Here is a 20,201-nt window from a genome sequence, read left to right as displayed (position 1 = left end):
GGTAAGATACATGTTGCATCCGGAATGGAGTTATCAGGCGGTGATTTATGAGATGAACGTGCGTCAGTTGACGCCGGAGGGGACGCTCCGTGCGGCAGCTGCGAAGTTGGCGTTTCTCAAGGAGTTGGGTATTGATGCCGTGTGGTTGATGCCGATCTGTCCGATCGGAGTCGAGTCGCGCAAGGGGACGCTGGGGTCCTACTATTCGATCCGGGACTACTGTGCGGTGAATCCGGAGTTGGGGACGCTGGCCGATTTCGATGCCTTTGTTGCGGAGGCGCACCGGCTGGGACTGAAGGTGCTGCTGGACTGGGTGGCCAACCACACGTCGCGGGATGCGCGGTGGTTGAGCGAACGCCCGGCGTCGTGGTACGAGCGGGATTCGTCGGGTGCGGCGGTCATCCCGTGCGACTGGAGCGACACGGCCAAACTCAACTATGCGGAGCCGGGCGTGTGGGAGGACCAGGCCTCGGCGATGGAGTTCTGGATCCGGGAACACGGCGTCGACGGTTTCCGGTGCGACATGGCGATGCTGGTTCCGATTGCCTTCTGGAATGCGACGGCCCGGCGGCTTCGGGCCTTGAAACCGGATCTGTTTCTGCTGGCCGAGGCCGAGCAGCCGAACCTCTTCGAACAGGGGGCCTTCGATGCGTGCTATGCGTGGGAGATGCACCATTTGATGAACGATGTGGCGGCCCAACGGGTCCGTGTGACCTCGCTGCGGGACTACCTTTACGCCGATCAGCACCGTTATCCGGAGTGGGCCATGCGCCTGAGCTTCACGACCAACCACGACGAGAACAGTTGGAACGGTACGGAGTTCGCGCGTCTGGGGGCGGCGCGGGCCGTGATGACGCTCTTCACGTTTGTAGTGCCGCAGGGGCTGCCGCTGCTCTACACGGGACAGGAGATCGGTTACGACCATTCGTTTTCGTTTTTCGACCGGGATCCGATTCCGGCTGAGCGCTACCACGAGAACGAACATACGCAGTTCTTGCGACGTTTGACGTCGTTGCGCCATGCGAATGCGGCGCTGGCGTCGGGCGGTCGCGGGGGCAAGCTGCTGGAGATCCGCAACAATGCGGAGGACTGCCTGATGATTCTGGTTCGCGAAGTTCCGGGCAATCGGGTGATTGCGGTGATGAATCTGTCGCCCTACCGGATCCACGCCGACTACTATACGGGGATCTATGCGGGGATGTATACGGATGCGATGACGGGCTGTGCCTATGAGTTCCGGGGTCGGGTCGAGGAGGATATGGAGCCGTGGAGCTGGCGGATTCTGACGCGATGAACAGAAAAGATCGGGAAAAAACTTTTCCGAAAGGAAAAAATGATCTATCTTTGTCGAAATTGTGTGCATGGAGGTGGCCTGACTGCAGTCGAGGAGCCGGGCGGTGGAACGGAGACGGAACACTCATTTACCAAACATACAATAAACAGTAAAGGCATGAAGAAATTTTACATTCTGATGATTCTGGCTCTTGCGGTTTCGGGGATCCGGGCCCAGGAGCAGACGAAAGAGGCGACGACTCAGCGTCTGGATTCGCTGCAGCAGGTCGTGGACCGGTTGACGACGAATGTGGCGACCATCGAGAAGGAGAACCTGAATCAGGCGATCTGGAAGGACCGGGCGAAGTATTTCAATATCGGCTATGTGAAGCAGACGCTGACGGACAAGACCTTTGGCGGCGACATCACGAGTGACTTCGGCGTGTCGCTGAGCAACGGTAAGACCTACTACCTGCACAAGAAGCCGATTGCGGGGATGATCAAGTTCGGGCTGGACTGGACGTGGCTGGACATCAACTACGCGAAGTCGTCGATTGACTATGGCGACGAGGAGTCGGGGACGACGGAGTCGTCGGATGTGCATCAGGCGGAATTTGGCATGCAGTTCGGACCGTCGGTGACGATCAATCCGGTGCACCACCTGAAGGTGAGCGGCTATTTCCGGGTGACGCCCTCCTATTCGATGCTCTACATGGACGAGACGTTTCATCACCACTACGTGACGATGCTCAATGCGGGCTGTGCCGTGGCGTGGAAGGCCATCTCGCTGGGAGTCGAATGGCGCTGGGGATCGGCCAAATACAATGGTCTGACGCTTGACGGGCTGGATCTCGACGAGGATTCGTTCGGCGAGGAGGACAATCCGTCGATGGGGGATGTGATGGATCAGATGTCGGCGCCGAAGCGCAAGCTGAAGACCTCGTCGATGCGAATCTATCTGAGCTTCCGCTTCTGATCGGCGGTTTTGCTCGCGGAAACGGACGGCCTGCAGGGATGCGGGCCGTTTTTTTTGCGGTCGGGACGGCATCAAGGCCGATCGGGGATTGCACGGGGCGAATATTTCGTTATCTTTGCACTTGAGATATGACGAGGCGACGAATCATAGTGATACTGATGCTCGGACTGCTGAGTTTGACCGCTGCGCAGGCTCGAACGTACCGTCCCGGGGAGATTCCGAACGTGCAGCGGCTCGATGCGCGGCGCTACGTGTCGGACCTCGACGGGATCCTGACGGCGGATGCGACCCGGCGGATCGACTCGATCTGCGCGTCGCTTCGCACGCGGGGGCTGGCGCAGGTGGCCGTTGTGGCCGTTGACGACATTGCCGGCGGAGATACCTTTTCGTTTGCCATCGAACTCTTCCGGAGTTGGGGCGTAGGCTCTTCGCGGAGCAACAACGGACTGGGGATCCTGCTGGTGAAGCATCTGCGCGAGATTCGCTTCGTGACGGGAGGCGGACTGGAGGGCATCCTTCCCGACGCCCTCTGCAAGCGGATCCAGATGCAGCGCATGATTCCCTTCTTCCGTACGGGGGATTACAGTGCGGGCATGGTCAGCGGCGTGGAGGCTGCGGCCCGGGTGCTTGAAGGGGGCGATCCGGATTTGAGCGAGGCGTCCGACGGAGAGCTTCCGTGGTGGGCGATTCTGGCGCTGATCGGAGGTGTTTTCGTGGGCCTTCCGCTGCTGGTGTGGCTGGGCCGGCAACGGATGCGCACCCCGTGCCCGAATTGCGGACACCGTGCGCTGCGCCAGGTGTCGGAGCAGACGCTGGAGGTGACACCGGCCTATCGGGTCGAGGAGTGCGAGTATGAGTGCCGGCATTGCGGACATCGGTTCCGTCGTCGGTTCCGCTCCTACGGCGACGATCATTTCGGAGGTCCGGGTGGCGGAGTGTTCATCGGCGGCGGACTGGGGGGCTTCGGCGGCGGCCGGGGCTCGTTCGGCGGCGGCTTTGGCGGTGGTTCGTTCGGTGGCGGCGGAGCCGGTTCGAGCTGGTGACGCCGGCCAGGATTTGTCTCTCGGGCCGGGGACGGTCTGCGGATGATGCCGTGCTCTGGCCTGCACCTTGCGGGTGACACCGGGCGGAGCGACCCTCTCAAGCCGGAGCCCCGATAATCCGGGCCTGCAGAAGCCGCATGAAAAGGGAAAACAGGAATAATAATAAATAAGTAAACAAACGGGAACAATGAAAAAATGGATTTGGATCGGCGTAGTCGCCGTTGTGGTCCTCTTCCTTTACGGCTCCTACAACGGGCTGGTAAACAAGGAGGAGCGGGTACGGAGTGCGTGGTCGAACGTGGAGACGCAGTACCAGCGCCGTGCGGATCTGATTCCGAACCTGGTCAATACGGTCAAGGGGTACGCGGCGCACGAGCAGCAGACGCTCTCGGAGGTGACCGAAGCGCGGACGCGGGCCACGTCGATCAACCTTTCGGCCGACGACCTGACGCCCGAACGGCTGGCCGAGTTCCAGCAGGCGCAGGCTGGGGTCCGTTCGGCCCTGGGCCGTCTGATCGCCGTTGCGGAGAACTACCCGGACCTGAAGGCAAACCAGAATTTTCTGGAGCTTCAGGCGCAGCTCGAGGGGACGGAAAACCGGATCTCGGTAGCGCGCCAGGATTTCAACCAGGCGGCCGAGAGCTATAACCGGACGGTTCGGCGTTTTCCGACGAATCTCGTTGCCGGGATGTTCGGATTCGAGCGCAAGCCCTATTTCGAGGCTTCGGAGGGGAGCGAAACGGTCCCCGAGGTGAAGTTCTGAGATGCTCAGCGAACGTACGCGCGGCTATGTGCTGGGAACGATAGCCGCCGCCAGCTACGGCCTGAATCCGCTCTTTGCGCTGCCACTCTACGGTGCAGGGATGGGGGCCGATTCGGTTCTGTTCTATCGGTATGTGCTGGCGGTCGTGATGCTGGGTGCGCTGATGCTCTTCCGGCGGCAGTCGTTTGCCCTGAATCGGCGCGACATCGTGCCGCTGGCGGTGATGGGCCTCCTTTTTTCGGCCTCGTCGCTGCTGCTCTTCGAGAGCTACAACCTGATGGATGCGGGCATTGCCTCGACCATTCTGTTTGTCTATCCGGTGATGGTGGCCGTCATCATGGCCGTGGGGTTCCACGAGCGGGTCACCGTCTCCACGGTGCTGTCGATCGTGCTGGCCTGCACGGGCATCTCGCTGCTCTACAAGGGCGGTGACGGTACGACGCTCAACTTGACGGGTGTCCTGCTGGTCTTCCTTTCGGCGCTCTCCTATGCGATCTATATCGTGGCGATCAACCGCTCGTCGCTGCGGAATCTGCCGACCGAGAAGCTCACCTTCTACTGTCTGGTATTCGGGTCGCTGGTCTACGTGGTCCGGCTTCGCGGATGCGCCGACCTGCAGGCCATCCCCACGTTGCTGCTGTGGGTGAATGCCATATCGCTGGCGCTTTTTCCGACGATTATTTCGCTGGTGACGATGGCCGGGGCGATCCGCCGCATCGGTTCGACACCGACCGCGATCCTCGGGGCGCTGGAACCGGTCACGGCGCTGTTTTTCGGGGTTGTGGTCTTCGGGGAGGCCTTTACCCTGCGGATCGGCGTGGGGGTGGTACTGATTCTGGTGGCCGTGACGCTGATCATCGCCGGACAGTCGCTTCCGATCCCCAACGCGGTGACCCATCTGGCCCACTGGATGCGCCGGCCTCACCTGCCGCGGTGGGCCCACCGCTGGGCGCGGTGCCTTCCGCTGCCGCACCCTCGCCACCACCGGCATGGATCCGTCTGAAATCCCCGCTTCTCTTCTTCTCTCTCTCTTTCTCTCTCTCCTTCTCTCTCTCCCCCCCCCCTCTCCCGGAGCCCTTTGCCGGGCCGTTTTCGTTTGGGGTCAGAATCCGGTGCCGGACCCTTTCGAGAGCCGCTCCCGGTCCTCGGCGGATGCCGCCTCGACGGCCCGTTTGCGGAAGGCCTTTCCGCTCTGGAAATTCCACGTCACGCCGAATCGAAACTGAATCTTGCCCCACGCCTGACTGATGTGCATCATGCGGACAAAGTCCTCGTTGTCGCCGCTGGCCCCGATCCGCTGGTCCTGGTCGAGGATGCCGCGCACCGAAAGCGAGAGGAGGAACTGCTCGCCGAGACGCTTCTTGATGCCGGCCTGCAGCGAGTGGCTGGGCAGGACCCAGATGGTCCCCAGGTCGATTCGCCCCTGGTAGAAGTAGGCGCAGTCGATGTAAAACCGGGCGGGCAGCGAAAAGGTGTTCGAGACATTGGCAAAGACCCAGTTGCAGAAGTGCTGCTCACCGTGCTGTTCGATGCGCTGGCCGCGGCGCATGTAGACGCCATTGAGGTTCATCTGCCACCACTTGGCGGGTTGGAAGGGGAGGTTGACCGTTGCGTAGTAGCTGGTCGTGGCGTCGAAGTTGACCCAGTTGATGTGGAGCATGTCGGGGTTCTGGGGGTCGGAGAGCATCGTTTGCAGAATCTCACCGTCAATGATCTGCACGCCTCCCGTGAGTGAGTATTTGTTGGCCAGCACGAGGGTGAGATTCACGTCGTGCTGGAAGGCGGGATCGAGTGCCGGGTTTCCGCTCTGATAGGTGTAGTCGGAGATTTGCGAGCGTTGCGGGTTGAGGCACCAGAAGCTCGGGCGCTGGATCGTGCGGGCATACTGCAGGATGAGCGAGTGGCCCTTTTCCGGTGCCAGCGTATAGGAGATGTTGGCATTGGGGAAGAGCGAGAAGTAGTTTTGGCGCAGGCCGCCGCTTTTGCCGTGGGTGTGGGTGTACTCGCCGCGCAGACCGGCCACGAGGCTCCAGCGTCCGAGCCGGGCCGAAGCGGTTGCATAGAGCGCGGCGATGTTTTCGGTGTAGTTGACCGTATAGCTCTGCCCGTTGTTTCGCAGCCAGGCGTCGGCTTTCCGGTATTCGTAGAGGGCGTCGTTGCGCATGTCGTTGAAGGTGTACTTGGCTCCGGCCTTCAGTGTCCAGCGGGGAGAGAAGTTCTTTTCGAGGGCCAGAGAGGCGGTCATGATGTCGTATTGGCTTGTGGCGGCATCCCGGTAGAGAGAGTCGACGACGGAGGGACCTGAGGTGATGCGGCTTGAATTGTCGTTGCCCGAGTCGGCATCCCGGCGGGTGTAGTCGGCCAGCAGCTTGAGGGTTGAGCCGAGGGTGTCGAGTTTGAGGATGTAGTTGAACGTGGCCGTGTAGTTGTTTCCGCGGTCGTGGTTGTCGAACCGGCTGCGGGTGTTGACCGTGGCCTGCTGATCCATGAGGTCGGTCGAGGTGGAGGTGGGCCCCCACGAACCGTTGTGCCAGACGGACAATTCGGCGCCGAGGCTGTTCTTCGGGTTGATCTCGAAGAGGCCGCCGGCATTGATGCCGTAGTTGCGTTGGTTGTGCCGTGCGTTGGATATTGCCTGGAGGCTCTTTCCCGAGGCGTTGTAACGGGTGTTTTCGCGGGATATCATCCTCTGGTTACCCAGCGATCCCCAGATGGAGGAGTAGAAGTCGACCTTCCCGGAGTGGAGGTTGATGTTGGCCGAGGGGTCATAGGTGTGGATGTATCGGCTTTGCGAGGTGTTGAAGGCGACGGATCCGTTCAGGCCGTTTTCGCGGCGTTTTTTGAGGGTGATGCGGATGACGCCGGAGGCGGAATCGGCGTCGTAGTCGGCTCCGGTGACGGGTATGACCTCGATTTTCTGAATCTCCTCGGCGCGCAGCGAGCGCAGATAGGTGAGCAGTTGCGTGTTGTCCATCTTCAGTTCGCGGTCGTTGATGTAGACCTTCGAGCCGCTTTTGCCGTTGATGGAGATCTTCTCGCCGTCGATCCAGACGCCCGGGGCCTGTTCGAGCAGATCGATGCCGTCCTTTCCGATGGCTGCAGGGGCGTTTGCCACGTCGACGACGAAACGGTCGGCTTCGCGCCTCACGAGCCGGGCCGAGACGACAACCCCCTCGATTTGGGTCGGGGAGCTGCGGAGGACAAAGTCGCCCAGATCGTTGTTCTCTTCGACGCGGATCAACTGCTTGAGGGGTTCGCAACCGAGGTATTGAATCTGAAGGTCGTATTGGCCGGGAGTGGCCTCCAGTTGGAATCGTCCGTCGGCATCGGTAGCCATGCCGGCCACCTGGCGTCCCTCCCTGAGGAGGACGACCGTTGCATATTCGATGGCCTTGCCCTGCTGGTCGACGACGCGTCCGTGAGCCGGGCAGAGTCTGGCGGCCGAAGCCTCAATGGCGCAGATGATCATCACGATCCAAATGATCCACTTTTTCATGGGAAGTATCGGGTTTTGGCACGAGGCCGATTTGTTTACACCACAAAGATATGTAAAAATATTTATACTTTGCAATGCATAGTACTAATTTTTTTTGAAAAAAGTGGATACATATATAAAAAGGGGAAGGCCCGGGAAAAAATGTTGAAAAAACGATCGGCGGTAGGGTAGGAAAGCCGGGAAATAATCACTAAATTTGCAGATTGATAGGGTTGCGGACGCTTTTCTGCGGCCCTCCCGAACGGAAATCAAGAGCCTTATGTTGAGCGCATTGTACTACGTATTTCTGGTGTTGCTGTGCACCGTGTTCATGATTCTGTCGGCCGTAGCGCTGGTCGTTTGCTACCCGTTCGACCGGGGTCGTCGGGTGGTCCACGAACTGTCGCGCATTCTGGTGCGGATCTTTTTCTTCATCCCGTTGCGCTGGCGCCAGCGGGTCGAGGGTCGTGAGCTGATCGACCGGCGGAAGCAGTACGTGATCGTCATCAACCACAACACGGTGATCGACATTCCGACGCTGTACTACCTGCCGCTCAATTTCCGGTGGGTATCGAAGCGTGAGGTCTTCAAGGTTCCCTTCTTCGGGCAGTACCTCGTGCTTCACGGCGACATCTGCATCAACCGGGGACGTGCGACCGCGGCGCTGGAGCAGATGATCCACCAGGGCAAGGAGTGGATCTCGCGCGGGGCGTCGATTGCGATCTTCCCCGAGGGTACGCGCTCGAAGGACGGGGAGATCCACCGTTTCAAGCCGGGGGCCTTCACGCTGGCGCGTGAGGCCGGGGTCGATATCCTGCCGGTGGTGATGGACGGCACGCGGACGCTGGTCCGCCGGAATCTGCTCTTCAACTGGGGCAACCGGATCACGATCCGGGTTCTGCCGCCGATTCCGGCGGAGCGCGTGGCGGCGACGGACCCGCACGAACTGATGGAGGAGGTCCACGACTCGATGTGCGCGGCGCTGGCCGAGATCCGGCAAAAACGATAGACTATGGCAGATTTACTCAATACGAATCAGAACAACTACGGCGACGACGCGATCCGGACGCTCACCCCGCGTGAGCACGTGCGGCTGCGTCCGGGCATGTATATCGGCAAGCTGGGCGACGGCACGCAGCCCGACGACGGTATCTACGTGTTGATCAAGGAGGTGACCGACAACTCGATCGACGAGTACATGAACGGTTTCGGCCACCAGATCGACATCACGGTTGCGGACGGTCTGGTGACGGTGCGCGACTACGGGCGCGGCATTCCGCTCAAGTCGCTCTCGGCGGCGGTGAGCGTGATGAATACGGGCGGCAAGTACGACGATGACGAGGAGGGTGCGGCTTTCAAGAAGACCGTGGGTCTGAACGGAGTGGGCGTCAAGGCGGTGAACTACCTTTCGAGCCAGTTCTGGGCGCGGTCTGTGCGCGACGGCGAGGCCCATACGGTCTATTTCGAGAAGGGCCTCGAACAGAGCGACCGCTGGGAGAGCGGCCTCACGGAGAAGAACGGCACGGAGATCCGTTTCCGGGTCGACGAGGAGGTCTTCGGCCCCTACAGCTACAATCTGGAGTATGTCGAGCAGCTGGTGCGCAACTATACGTACCTGAACCGGGGGCTGACGATCCGCCTGAACGGCAAGTCGTACGCCTCGAAGAACGGACTGCTCGACCTGCTGAACGAGAACATGTCCGAGGAGCCGCTCTATCCGCCGATTCACCTTTCGGGCGAGGACATCGAGGTGGCCATCACCCACGGCACGGGCTACGGCGAGAGCTGCTACTCGTTCGTTAACGGACAGTACACGACGCAGGGCGGCACGCACCAGGCGGCCTTCCGCGAGGCCTTTGCCAAGACCGTCCGCGAGTTCTACCACAAGGACTACGACCAGTCGGACATCCGCACGTCGTTCATCGGGGCCATTTCGATCCGGGTTTCGAGCCCGATCTTCGAGTCGCAGACCAAGACGAAACTCGGTTCGAAGGAGATGTCGAAGTCGGGCCCGACGATCCGCAACTTCGTGATGGAGTTTTTGGGCAAACACCTCGACGATTACCTGCACAAACACCCCGAGACGGCTCAGATCCTGCAGCGGAAGATCGTCGAGAATGAGAAGGAGCGCAAGGCGATCTCGGGCGTACAGAAGAAGGCGCGCGAAACGGCCAAGAAAGTGTCGCTCAACAACCGCAAGCTGCGCGACTGCAAGATCCACCGCACGGACAAGAACGAACTGGCCGAGCAGTCGATGATCTTCATCACGGAGGGCAATTCGGCGTCGGGTTCGATCACCAAGAGCCGCGACGTGCGTACGCAGGCGGTCTTCTCGCTGCGCGGCAAGCCGCTCAACTGCTTCGGGCTGACGAAGAAGGTGGTCTACGAGAACGAGGAGTTCAACCTGCTGCAGGCGGCGCTGAATATCGAGGAGGACATGGACAATCTGCGCTACAACAAGGTGGTGATCGCGACGGATGCCGATGTCGACGGCATGCACATCCGGCTGCTGATGATGACCTTCTTCCTGCAGTTCTTCCCCGACGTGATCCGTCAGGGGCACCTCTTCGTGCTGCAGACGCCGCTGTTCCGCGTGCGCAACAAGAAGGAGACGATCTACTGCTATTCGGAGGAGGAGCGGCTGCGTGCGATTGCGAAACTGGGTGCGAGTGCCGAGATCACGCGCTTCAAAGGTCTTGGCGAGATTTCGCCCGACGAGTTCCGGGAGTTCATCGGCGAGAACATGCGCCTGGACATGGTGCGCATCACGAAGGACGACCCGATCCACGACCTGCTGGAGTTCTACATGGGCAAGAACACCTACGAGCGGCAGGGCTTCATCATCGACAATCTGCGTATCGAGGAGGACCTCGTGGAGCAGGATCTGAAAATCAACTGACGAATTATGGCAAGAGACAAACATAGAGACGACGAGACGCTGCTTCCGGAGGAGGCCTTCGACGAGGATGCCTCGACGCCCGAATCGGACTACGGTGCAGACGAGGAGGCCGAGGGGGCTGAAGGGGCAGAGGGGGTTGAAGAGGCCGAGGGGGTTGAAGACGCCGAGGGGGCTGAAGGGGCAGAGGCGACTGAAGGGGCAGAGGAGGCTGAAGGGGCCGAGGGGGCCGAAGGCGCAACGACTGCCGGAGATTCCGCCGCGAACGGAGCGTCGGGCGGCGGAGTGCGGCGCTCGGGAAAGTTCGACCGCCTGACACACGACGAGGGTGACGTGCGCAAACTGACGGGCATGTACAAGAACTGGTTTCTGGATTACGCCTCGTACGTGATTCTGGAGCGTGCCGTACCACACGTCGAGGATGGCCTGAAACCCGTTCAGCGACGCATTCTTCACGCCATGAAGGTGGTCGACGACGGCCGTTACAACAAGGTGGCCAACCTCGTGGGCCAGACCATGCAGTACCACCCGCACGGCGACGCCTCGATCAAGGATGCGCTGGTGCAGCTGGGACAGAAGGACCTGTTGATCGACTGCCAGGGTAACTGGGGCAACATCCTCACGGGCGACGAGGCGGCCGCGGGCCGATACATCGAGGCGCGGCTGTCGAAATTCGCGCTGGATGTGGTCTTCAACAAGAAGACCACGGAGTGGATGCTCTCGTACGACGGCCGCAAGGAGGAGCCGGTGACGCTTCCGGTGAAGTTCCCGCTGCTGCTGGCGCAGGGTTCGGACGGTATTGCCGTGGGTCTGGCGTCGAAGATCCTGCCGCACAATTTCAACGAACTGATCAACGCTGCGATCGCCCATCTTCAGGGTCGAGAGTTCCAGCTCTACCCGGACTTTCCGACCGGCGGCATGGCCGACGTCAGCCGCTATAACGACGGTCTGCGGGGCGGTACGGTGAAGGTGCGAGCGAAGATCTCGAAGATCGACAAGCGGACGCTGGCCATCACCGAAATCCCCTACACGACGACCACCGAGTCGATCAAGGAGTCGATCATCAAGGCCAACGACAAGGGGAAGATCAAGATCCGCAAGGTGGACGACAATACGGCCGACAAGGTGGAGATCATCATCCAGGTGGCGCCGGACGAGTCGTCGGACAAGACGATCGACGCCCTCTACGCCTTTACGGACTGCGAGGTCTCGATTGCGCCGAACGCCTGCGTCATCTGGGACGACAAACCGCACTTTCTGGGCGTGTCGGAGATCCTTCGCCGCTCGGCCGACCATACGCGCGCGCTGCTGGGACAGGAGCTTCAGATCCGCCTCGGCGAACTGAACGAGGCGTGGCATGCGGCGTCGCTCGAGCGGATCTTCATCGAGAACAGGCTCTACCAGCTGATCGAGGGGTGCAAGACTCGCGAAGAGGCTTATGCGGCCGTGGATAAGGGGCTGGAACCCTTCAAGAAACAGCTGCGACGTGAAGTGACGCTTGAAGACGTGCAGCGCCTGACGGAACTGAAATTTATCCGCATTTCGCGCTACGATTCGGAGAAGGCCGACAACGAGATCCGCCAGATCGAGGAGGATATCAAGACGACGCAATACAACCTCGACCATCTGACCGACTATGCGGTGGCGTGGTACGAGCGGATCCGCGACAAGTACGGCAAGGGGCGCGAACGGCGCACGGAGCTGCGCGAATTCGACTCGATCGAGGCGACGAAGGTGGCCGTGACGAACGCCAAACTTTACGTCGACCGGGCGGAGGGCTTCTTCGGCATCGGCAAGACGATGAAGGATGCGGAGTTCGTGTGCGACTGCTCGGATATCGACGACGTGATCGTCTTCACGAAGGACGGACGCTACATCATCACGAAGGTGAGCGAGAAGGCCTTCTTCGACAAGGGGATCTACTACATCGGCATCTTCAAGCGCAACGACGAGCGGACGATCTACAACGTCCTTTACCGCGACGGCAAGAACGGACCGATCATGATGAAGCGCTGCGCCATCAAGGGCATCACGCGCGACAAGGAGTACAACATCACGAAGGGAACGCCGAAGAGTGAGATTCTCTATATGTCTGTCAATCCGAATGGTGAGGCCGAGGTGCTGAAGGTTTACTTCAAGCCGCGTCCGCGTCTGAAGAAGGTGATTGTCGACCTGGATTTCTCGACGCTTGCGATCAAGGGCCGCCAGAGCCAGGGCAACCTCTTCTCGCGTTACGGCATCCACAAGATCGTCCTCAAGGAGCGGGGTACCTCGACGCTGGGCGGTCAGGATATCTGGTACGACGAGGATGTGCGGAGGTTGAATGCCGACGGCCGGGGCCGCCTGCTGGGCGAGTTCAAGGGCGACGACAAACTGATCGTCTGGACGGCCAAGAACCAGTATTACATTACGGGCTACGACCTCGGACAGCACTTCCCCGACGATACGACCTATGTGGGCCGCTATTCGGCCCACCGGGTCTACAGCCTCTGCTACTACGATCAGGAGCAGCAATACTACTATCTGAAACGTTTCACGGCCGAGTTGTCGGACAAGATGCAGGAGTTCCTCGATCCGGAGGACCGCTTTGTCTGTGTGACCGAGCGGGCGGGGGCCAAGCTGGAGATCACCTACAAGGGGGCGCACGCCTCGCGGCCGGCCGATCTGATCGATGTCGACGAATTTGTCGGCGTGAAGAGCCATCGCGCCAAGGGCAAGCGGTTGACCACTTACGAGGTGGATACACTGCGGATGATCGAAACGGAGCTGGCTCCCGAGCCGGAACATTCGGACGATGAGGCGATTGACGGCGATCACTTGACGGATACTTCAGATAACGACGTTCAAACGGCTGATCCAAAGTCCGGAAAATCCTCCGACGGAGCCTCCGGTGGGGAAAAACCGGTGCCGACGCTGTCGGATGCGGGGCTTCCGCCTTCGGGCTCGAATGCCGGCGGGGTGGAGTTTGAGATCGAACGGCCCAAGGGCGATGCCGACCAGATGATCGACCCCGAACAGTTGAATCTTTTCTGACAAAAAAACGAACGATGGGACTGCTGTTTCTGGTTGGGTACATGGGTTGCGGCAAGAGCACCCTGGGGCGTCGGCTGGCCCGGCGCCTGGGGGTCCCGTTTCTCGATACGGATACGCTGATCGAGGCCCGTGAAGGGGCTTCGGTTTCGGATCTCTTCCGTTACGAGGGCGAGGCGCATTTCCGCGAGGTGGAGCGTGCGGTGCTCGAAGAGGCCATTGTCGGGAATGAATCGGCCGTTGTCTCCACGGGCGGCGGTCTTCCGGTGTGGCGCGACAACATGGAGCGCATGAATGCTGCCGGGCGGACGATCTATCTGCGGCGTTCGGCAGAGAATATCGCCGGGCGGCTGAGCCCCTACGGACGGCGCAAACGTCCGCGGCTGCAGGGGCTCAATGATGAGGAGCTCGTAGCCTTCATGACGCGGGACATGGCCGAACGCGACCCCTTCTACGGACGGGCGACGCTGGTGATCGAGTGCGACCGCTTGTCGGACGATGAGATTGTGGCCCGTATCCTCGGCGACGGGGCGGAACCGGAAAAATGACGGGTGCTCCGGGCCGGAGACGTAACGGGAAGCACGGGGCCGGAGGCGCGGAACTCGACGTGGCATCCGGGCAAGAGCAAACAACGAAACAAAGTGAACGATTCTCCCATAGGTGTTTATGATTCGGGGCTGGGTGGGCTGACTGTCTGGCTCGAGATCCGGCGGTTGCTGCCTGCCGAATCGCTGGTCTATCTGGGCGACGGCAAGAATTGTCCCTACGGTTCGCGTCCCGGAGAGGAGATCCGCGTGCTGGCTGACGAGGCGGTCGGACGGCTCGTGCACGATGAAGGGTGCAAACTGGTGGTGGTGGCCTGCAATACGGCGACGGCCGCGGCGATCGACTCTCTGCGGGCGAAGTATGCCGGAGTGCCGATTGTCGGCATGGAGCCTGCGGTGAAACCCGCCTGTCTGGCCACGCGCAGCCGGGTGGTGGGTGTGCTGGCCACGGAGCGGAGTCTCGACGGCGAGCTGTTCCGCCATACGGCGGCCCGGTATGGCGAAGGCATTGAGGTGCTGACGGTTCCGGGGCGCGGCTTTGTCGAACTGGTCGAGTCGGACCGGGAATCGACGCCCGAGGCCGAGACCTGCGTACGGGCCGCCGTGGAGCCGATGCTGGAGCGGGGCGCCGACCAGATTGTGCTCGGATGTACGCACTATCCCTTCCTGCTGCCCGTGTTGAAGCGGGTGGTCGCCGGGCACGGGGTGACGATCGTCGATCCATCGCCGGCCGTGGCGCGGCGGGTTGAGCAGCTGCTTGACGAAAACGGTCTGAGGGCTTCGCGGATGCATCGTCCGACGTTTGAGTTCCGTACGTTCGCCGACGAGGCCTATCGCCGGCGTCTCGAACGCAAGGCACTGGAATCCTTGTAGTTCGGGCGTATTGGAACGGGGCGTCTGAAGCCGCCGGGCCGCGTTTGGCCTTTTCAGCCTGCGGCCCGAAGATCGGCTTCCGCTCTTTTTTGTCCCTTTTTGTCCCTTTTCACCCGCGCGAGGCCCGGAATCTCGGAAAAAATTCGTAACTTCGCTCGATCTTTCAGGTGTAAGAATTCAACGGCAATGGCATCCCGAAATACCTCTTCCAACGCTCGGCAGAACGTTCAGCGCTCGAATCGCGACAGCGCCCGCTGGATTGCGGGTCTGTTGTTGCTGTGCGTGGGCATCTTTGTCGCGGCGGCGGTCTTTTTCTCCTTTTTCAGCTGGGCCGACGATCAGAGCGTGCTCCAGAAGTCGACCGAGGAGCGCGAATGGGTCGGTGCGGAGGTCGAAAATCCCTGCGGCCCTCTCGGCGCCCGGCTCGGACGTTTGCTGGTGGACAATTCGTTCGGCGTCTTCGGTATCCTGATTCCCGTGATGCTGATTCTCCTGGGGGTGCGGATCATCCGTCAGAAACCCCTGCGGATCAACCAGTCGATCCTCTCGCTCTGCTTCATCATGATTCTCGGATCGCTCTCGCTGGGCTATCTCTTCGATGCCCGCTGGAGCCTCTGCTCGAGCACCGGGTGGGGCGGCGCATTCGGCAATCTGCTGGCCAGCCGTCATGCGGTCGGCCAGACGGCTGCCATCGGAGTGCTGCCCGGCGCCATCGGCTCGCTCGGAACGCTGATTGTCCTGATCGGCGGCTGGATTCTCACCGGGGTCTTCATCAACCGCAATTTCATCAACAAGGTCAACCGGGCCGGGAACGTCCTCGTCGGCCAGAGTGAAAAGATCGTCGATACGGTCCGCAGCAAGGTCGTACATGCCCATGCGGCGGAGGCCGATACGGCGTTCGACGAAGAGTCCGGGGATGTGCCGGGTGAGGCGTCGGAATCGGCGGTTCCTGCTGCGGCAGCCGCGGGGCGAGGCCCGGAGACGCGTCGCGGGGAGACCCGGAGAACCGAGTCCGGACGCGAGGCTCAGACCGGGCGTGCAGCCGCGATGGAGAACGACCGGACCGTGGACCGCGAAACCGGACGGGGCGTTGCGACCGGACGCGAAGCCGTGGCGGAGCGTATGGGAGGGGCCTCGGCGTTGCAGAACGATGCACGGGCCGAAGGCACGCGCGACGTGCGGGATTCCGGAGCCTTCGGGGCGCAGTCGGAATCGGCGCGGACGTCGTATGTGCAGCCCCGGCCTGGAGCGACGGAACAGCCCGTGCCGACTCCGCGAAGCGGGGTGCAGCGGCAATCCGGTGAGGAGGAGAGCCCCTTTGTGGAGCTGACTCCCGACGGACGCCCGATCGAGCCTGCCGTCATGACGGACGAGGATGACGAGTTTACGGAGGTGGATCTCTCCCGTCCCGAGGGCCGTGTGGTGATGGGTCGCGGCGGATTGATCGAGTTGGAGCGTCCGCAGCCGCGGCGTACGGCCTCGGTCGGTGCAGGCGGTGCGGGCGACGATCCGTTTATCGAGATTACGGTCGGGGAGGAGGGCCCCGAAACGAAGGCGGCATCCGACGAACCGTTCGTCGAGCGGACGATCGAGCCGGCTGCCGGGTCGGCCCCGGAGCAGCATCCCGGAACGTCGGGCGAAGCGGTACAGACTCCCCTGTCGGAGCGCATGCCCGCCGCGGCGACGGACGTGGCGCCGGAGGAGGCGGTTCGGACCGGGACGGAGACCGGTCTGCCGGCATCCGATGCGCGGGTGGCCGGTGGAGTGACGGCCGCGGCTGGAGTCTCGGCGGCGGAAGGCGCCAAGGAGGGGGTTGTGGTGACGGTGGAGTCCCGCGAGGCCAAACTCGTCGACGAAAAGTCGATCCCTACGGAGAGCTACGATCCGCTGAAAGATCTCATGAACTACCACAAGCCGCCCGTGACGCTGCTGGAGGACTACATTTCGGATGAAGGGGTCTCCGACGAGGAGATCTACGAAAACAAGACCCGCATCGAGGAGACGCTCAAGTATTTCGGCATCCCGATCCAGCGTATCAAGGCGACGGTCGGCCCCACGGTCACGCTCTATGAGATCGTCCAGGCCCAGGGGGTCAAGATCTCGAAGATCCAGGGGTTGCAGAACGATATCGCCCAGAGTCTGAAGGCCGAATCGGGCATTCGCATCATCGCCCCGATCCCGGGTCGCGGTACGATCGGTATCGAGGTCCCGAACCGCCACAAGCAGATCGTTTCGATGTATTCGGCCATCCGTTCGCTGCGCTTCCAGGAGTCGAAGGCCGAACTGCCGGTGGTCATCGGCCGCACGATCCAGAACGAAAACTACGTCTTCGACCTGACGAAGATGCCCCACCTGCTGGTGGCCGGTGCCACGGGCCAGGGCAAGTCCGTGGGGCTGAACGCCATCATCACCTCGCTGCTCTACCGCAAGCACCCCGCGCAGCTGAAGTTCGTGATGATCGACCCCAAGATGGTCGAATTCTCGCTCTACGCCAAGATCGAACGCCACTTCCTGGCCAAGATGCAGTCCGAGGACGAGGCCATCGTCACCGACCCCAAGAAGGCCGTCTACACGTTGAACGCCCTCTGCTCGGAGATGGACATGCGTCTGGAACTCTGCAAGAAGGCCGAGGTGCGCAACATCGCCGAATACAACGCCAAGTTCGTGGCCCGGCGGCTGAACCCGATGCACGGCCACCGCTACATGCCCTATATCGTGGTGGTGATCGATGAGTTCGCTGACCTGATCATGACCGCCAAGGAGGTCGAAACGCCCGTGACACGTCTGGCCCAGAAGGCCCGTGCCATCGGTATTCATCTGATCATCGCCACGCAGCGTCCGTCGGTCGACGTCATCACGGGTAAGATCAAGGCCAACTTCCCGGCCCGTATCGCCTTCCGTGTGATGCAGATGATCGACTCGCGGACGATCATCGACCGTCCGGGTGCCGACCAGCTGATCGGCCGCGGCGACATGCTCATCTCGAAGGATGGCGAATTGACCCGTATCCAGTGTGCGCTGGTCGAAACCAAGGAGGTCGAGCGCATCGTCGACTACATCTCGAAACAGCAGGGTTATACGGAGGCCTATGCGCTGCCCGACTATACGCCCGACAGCGACGGCGGCGGCCAGATGGGCAGCGAAGAGTCGTCGGCTCCGGTGAAGTACGATTCGCTCTTTGCCGAGATTGCCCGTGATGCCGTCTCGAGCGGCCAGATCTCCACGTCGATGATTCAGCGCAACTACGAGGTGGGATTCAATCGCGCGGGCCGTATCATGATGCAGCTCGAGCGAGCCGGTATCGTCGGCCGTCAGCAGGGGGCCAAACCCCGCGATATTCTCTTCTACGACCTGCCTTCGCTCGAAGCCAAACTGCAGGATCTGGGCGTCTCGTAAGGGTCGGCAGCCGGGGCCGGGAGCCTCTGGTGGTGGAACTGGGTCTGGCGTGGAGTTGCGTGCGGCGGTGGAACCGTGTGCAGTGGAGCGGGAGTGTGCGGCGGTGGAACCGTGAGTGCCGGGAGTATCGGGTATGCCGGGATGGCGGGGTTCAAAAGGATAAGTCCGAAAAAGCGGGGAGTCAGGCAATCAAACCCGGGCGGAAATCGTTTAAAGGATAAATCAAACGTGTAAAATATGAAACGCTGGTTGTTGTTGCTGGCCATGGCTGCCGGTGTCGGGACGGTGTCGGCGGCCGGACGCGCCGCCGAGATTCTCGAAGGGTTGGCGGCCGGATTCCGTGCCATGAAGGGGTATGAGGTCGACTTTGTGATCGAGGCGGGCGACTACCGTGCCGCAGGCAGTTATGCCGTGCAGGGGACAGGGTATGCCCTCTCGCTGGGCGATGCCGAGGTCTACGGCGACGAAAAGGTTCGCTACGAGGTCGACAACGACCGGCGTGAGGTGACGATTGCCGGAGTCGACTCCACGAGCCGCAACATCCTGAACAACCCCGTGCGGGCGTTCGATTTTCTGGGCGACGATTACCGCGCCGAACTCCTCTCCGAAACGGGAGGCAAGGCCGTGGTCCGGCTGACTCCGGTGGAGGGCAGCGGCGCCTCGGCCGGAACGGTCACCGTGACGGTCTCGACCGCCACGATGCGTCCCGAGCAGCTCGATTACGACTATGACGGCGAACGCATCCGGGTTGTGGTGCGGCGTGTCGCGCCGCTGGCGGGACCGCTTGCCCGCTTCGAGCGGAGCCGCTTCGAGGGGTACGAGTTCATCGACTTCCGTTAATCTTGTCGGATGGCGGAGCGGATCGTCAGTCGGTTCGTTAAAAATATGGCGGCACGTCGTCTGTTGTTGATAGAGCGTTAGAGATCCTCTCCGTTGGCTTCATTGTACTTGTTATCGTAATACATGCAAATGTAATATTTCCTGGCATATTCTGAAATCTTAAACCAAACGAATTTATTATAAGTTGCAAGATCATACATCAATTTATTAGTAATATACTTTATTCGGATTTCGGCTGATATTTTTTCTGTCGGATTGTCCAGCTGTTCTTGTGTATATTTGGACAGCAGCGATTTTTTCGATTCATTGTATATGGCTACGGTGTCCAATTGGGAAATTTGGTAAAAACCGGCCTCGTAGCGTTTTTCGTTGACTGTTATTTCATAGGAAATATCTTCGTCGTCGGGAATTGTTTGTTCCTTATCGGTCATGGGTGTATATCTCGGATTGTTTTCGAATTGCCGACAAAGCAAATTAAATCGGATTCTGATATCTGTTTCACCACAGGTGTTTTTATCTGCCAACATGATTCTATAGACTTTATTGTTGTTCGTTACAACATATACACGGACATCGGTTCCATTGAACTCGCCTTCCAAAACATCTTTGTCCCATGTGGTGGATGTGAACCCTTTGGCTTTCAGTTTTTCAATCATGGCGGGCTTGTATCCGTCGACCGGGATACCGAGAAATTCTGTAACGTCTTTTTCCGTTTCTTGCGCTTGCAAGGCCGTAGTGCAGACGAAAGCAATGGCTACGCATAAAAGTTTCTTCATGGGTGTTGTCGTTTTGTCCCGCTGGCGGCTCCTCCGGCGGTCATTTGTAAACAAGAAGCGTGGTGCCGCAAATGCCACGTCTAAACTTGAAGGTCGTAGGAAACCCATAGATGCAGATGTAGCAACAGCAGCCCACGCCATAGCGTGAGAGCAGCCATGTCATCCTTGCATCTAATTGAAAATTTCCTACGTTTTCAAGTTACAAGATGAGCATAACGCTTCTTTCAGTATGTCCGGGTCAGGTATGGCCCTACGACAAAGATACAAAAAAAACGTGACAACCTTCTTTTTTCCGGCAAAAACTACCGTTCTTTCT

Annotated in this window: 14 protein-coding genes; 12 read left to right on the top strand and 2 right to left on the bottom strand. The window is 60.4% G+C overall.

Annotated features, from left to right (window positions below; genetic code table 11):
* The first annotated feature begins 10 nt into the window (after positions 1–10).
* The 5 genes from B5G09_RS05820 (at position 11) to B5G09_RS05800 (ending at position 5,057) form a co-directional block, all read left to right on the top strand.
* Positions 11–1,294: an alpha-amylase family glycosyl hydrolase gene (locus tag B5G09_RS05820; protein ID WP_087404420.1), complete on the top strand. Its 1,284-nt coding sequence runs from the start codon at positions 11–13 to the stop codon at positions 1,292–1,294.
* A gap of 156 nt (positions 1,295–1,450) precedes the next feature.
* Positions 1,451–2,248 (top strand): hypothetical protein, encoded by a 798-nt coding sequence (locus tag B5G09_RS05815; protein ID WP_087404419.1) that lies wholly within the window; start codon positions 1,451–1,453, stop codon positions 2,246–2,248.
* A gap of 158 nt (positions 2,249–2,406) precedes the next feature.
* The gene (locus B5G09_RS05810) at positions 2,407–3,291 is read left to right on the top strand and encodes a TPM domain-containing protein (protein ID WP_241147586.1); all 885 of its coding nucleotides are present in this window, start codon (positions 2,407–2,409) and stop codon (positions 3,289–3,291) included.
* Positions 3,292–3,478: 187 nt separating this feature from the next.
* Positions 3,479–4,054 (top strand): LemA family protein, encoded by a 576-nt coding sequence (locus B5G09_RS05805; protein ID WP_087404417.1) that lies wholly within the window; start codon positions 3,479–3,481, stop codon positions 4,052–4,054.
* Between the two features lies 1 nt (position 4,055).
* A complete protein-coding gene (locus B5G09_RS05800; RefSeq protein WP_087404416.1) occupies positions 4,056–5,057 on the top strand; it encodes a DMT family transporter in 1,002 nt (333 codons plus the stop codon).
* A 99-nt stretch (positions 5,058–5,156) separates the two neighbouring features.
* Here the strand turns inward: B5G09_RS05800 and B5G09_RS05795 are convergent, their stop codons facing one another.
* On the bottom strand, positions 5,157–7,550 hold the full coding sequence (locus tag B5G09_RS05795; RefSeq protein ID WP_087404415.1) for an outer membrane beta-barrel protein: 2,394 nt from the start codon (positions 7,548–7,550) through the stop codon (positions 5,157–5,159).
* A gap of 259 nt (positions 7,551–7,809) precedes the next feature.
* On the opposite strand from B5G09_RS05795, the gene B5G09_RS05790 reads away from it, so the two are divergent.
* The 7 genes from B5G09_RS05790 (at position 7,810) to B5G09_RS05760 (ending at position 19,109) form a co-directional block, all read left to right on the top strand.
* Entirely contained in the window at positions 7,810–8,538 is a 729-nt protein-coding gene (locus B5G09_RS05790) for a lysophospholipid acyltransferase family protein (protein ID WP_087311452.1), read from the top strand.
* Positions 8,539–8,541: 3 nt separating this feature from the next.
* On the top strand, positions 8,542–10,428 hold the full coding sequence (locus tag B5G09_RS05785) for a DNA topoisomerase IV subunit B (RefSeq protein ID WP_087404414.1): 1,887 nt from the start codon (positions 8,542–8,544) through the stop codon (positions 10,426–10,428).
* A 6-nt stretch (positions 10,429–10,434) separates the two neighbouring features.
* Positions 10,435–13,458, top strand: coding sequence for a DNA gyrase/topoisomerase IV subunit A (locus B5G09_RS05780; RefSeq protein ID WP_241147585.1), 3,024 nt, complete (start codon positions 10,435–10,437; stop codon positions 13,456–13,458).
* A 14-nt stretch (positions 13,459–13,472) separates the two neighbouring features.
* Positions 13,473–14,003, top strand: a complete 531-nt coding sequence (locus tag B5G09_RS05775; RefSeq protein WP_087404413.1) for a shikimate kinase — start codon at positions 13,473–13,475, stop codon at positions 14,001–14,003.
* A 93-nt stretch (positions 14,004–14,096) separates the two neighbouring features.
* Positions 14,097–14,873 (top strand): glutamate racemase, encoded by a 777-nt coding sequence (murI, locus tag B5G09_RS05770; protein WP_087404457.1) that lies wholly within the window; start codon positions 14,097–14,099, stop codon positions 14,871–14,873.
* 186 nt (positions 14,874–15,059) lie between these two features.
* Positions 15,060–18,269 carry a DNA translocase FtsK gene (locus B5G09_RS05765; RefSeq protein ID WP_087404412.1) on the top strand — a complete coding sequence of 1,070 codons (3,210 nt, stop codon included), beginning with the start codon at positions 15,060–15,062 and terminating at the stop codon, positions 18,267–18,269.
* Positions 18,270–18,506: 237 nt separating this feature from the next.
* Positions 18,507–19,109 (top strand): hypothetical protein, encoded by a 603-nt coding sequence (locus B5G09_RS05760; RefSeq protein ID WP_241147584.1) that lies wholly within the window; start codon positions 18,507–18,509, stop codon positions 19,107–19,109.
* A gap of 77 nt (positions 19,110–19,186) precedes the next feature.
* Here the strand turns inward: B5G09_RS05760 and B5G09_RS05755 are convergent, their stop codons facing one another.
* Complete coding sequence (locus B5G09_RS05755; protein ID WP_087404411.1) at positions 19,187–19,885, bottom strand: hypothetical protein; 699 nt, start codon at positions 19,883–19,885, stop codon at positions 19,187–19,189.
* Positions 19,886–20,201 lie beyond the last annotated feature (316 nt).

It is taken from the genome of Alistipes sp. An54 (genome assembly GCF_002159375.1).
In the GTDB taxonomy this organism is placed as follows: Bacteria; Bacteroidota; Bacteroidia; order Bacteroidales; family Rikenellaceae; genus Alistipes; species Alistipes megaguti.
Note: the sequence above shows the minus strand (reverse complement) of the source record. Positions and strands in the feature narration are given on the sequence as shown.